At 56.0% G+C, this 1,690-nt stretch carries 1 protein-coding gene; it reads left to right on the top strand.

The features are described 5' to 3' along the window. The coding region (locus ACR0IP_RS23100) for a flavoprotein (protein WP_480528149.1) at positions 1 to 1,690 on the top strand (1,690 nt) is incomplete at both ends.

Below are 1,690 nucleotides of genomic sequence, written 5' to 3'. Positions count from 1 at the left end.
GACCGGCTTTGGAAGGCGATGTCGGACCGTGACGGAACCTCGATGCGGTCGCGTGGCATTTTGCGCTTCTCGGCGCGTGCCGCGGTCAAGACGCATCTGAAGACATTCAAGCAACGATGCAACTATGTCGACAGCACGCTCTATCTGGCAAAAGACCCCAAGAAACGGCGCAACCTGTTCCGCCGCGCCACTCCGAACATGAACTCCTTGGGGGTGTTGGTGGAAAGCCTGGCCATTCACGGCGATGACAAGGTGGACGAAGACGAGCTGCTGCGGGCCACCGAAGCCTCTTTCACGGATGTTGTCTCACGGGTGGCCACGGCCGCGGACATGCACGACATGGCCCAGAAATACCTGAACGGGTCCGAAAACGTGCACCTGAGCAGTTCACTTCGCAGTTTCGGAACGCGCGAGGACACATCGATCGATACCCCCGAAGACTGGTTCAAGATGCAACTTCAGGGCCTGGACGCCATTGCGGACCGTCACCTGATGATCAATATCGACTTTAATCGGGTCACCGGGATCGAAGCCATCCGCCCACCAGTAAACGTTTACCGGGAAACCGCGTTGCTCGAAGAATTCTGGTGCCTCTGTATCGCATATGATGAAGCAACCGACCTTGTGACGATCGTCGACATGAGCCCCGCAACGTCACAGGTCTGGCAAGCCCCTCGCGGCAACATCTTCCGCGGGCTGCGCGATCTGGAAAACCCGGCGTTGCTGGTGATCGAAACGGTTGAGCCGCCCGAAGACCCCGGAGATGTCACCAGCATTATCCGGAACAACCCCATGGTTCTGTTTTATGAAGATGAAGACCCATGGTCCTACATGCTCAGAAGTGTTCTTTCGAACATCGGTGCGACCAGCGTAAAGCAGGTAGATGTGGGCGGTCGCGACCCCAACGCGATAAAGATGCGACGTCAGCTGATATCTTTAGGTGAAAAACCCAAAGTTCCCTACCTGTTTTTCCAAGGCCAATGCATCAGCAAAGGCGAAAAGCTGGAAGACATTGTGGACATGATCAAGGCGGGTCACCTTCAGGACCGCATGATCGAAGCGGGTCTTCCCGTTTCCAAGCTTGAAGAGACGCCCAGCCTGAACAAGAACATGTTCGGCTATCCCAAAGGTGTGATGAACCAGGTAAGCAGCGGCAAACGCAACGTGCTGCTTTGTGCCTGCGGATCATCAGCGGCAGACAAGATCCCCGAACTGGTTGAGCGCATCGTCGACGCCGGACACAATGTCAAACTGATCCCTTCCACTTCGGCCGAGAAGTTCTTTCGGGACTTCGGCGCTGAACGGATCGACGCCAAGATCACCCATAACGACTACTACCGCGACGATGATGAATGGAACTTCCGTTACATGGAATTCGACATGCCGGTGCGAGCGTCTCATCTGGCGCTATGCGACTGGGCCGATTGCGTGATCGTCGCTCCTATCACCTGCAACACCATGGGCAAAGTGGCAAACGGGATCGCCGATAACCTTCTGTCCTCGGTCTTTGTGGCGTGGCAGTACCAGAAGAAGCCCGTGATCCTGTGCCCGGCCTGTAACACGAATATGTGGAACAACATCACCACCCAGAACAATGTCGCAAGACTGAAGACGCTGGGCATTGATTTCATAGGTCCCCGGGAAGGCCGGCTGTCAAACGGTCGGATGGGGATTGGCATGATGGCCACAC

It is taken from the genome of Ruegeria sp. AL11 (assembly GCF_056540865.1).
The sequence above is the reverse complement of the archived record's forward strand: the minus strand, read 5'-3'. Positions and strand labels throughout refer to the sequence as shown.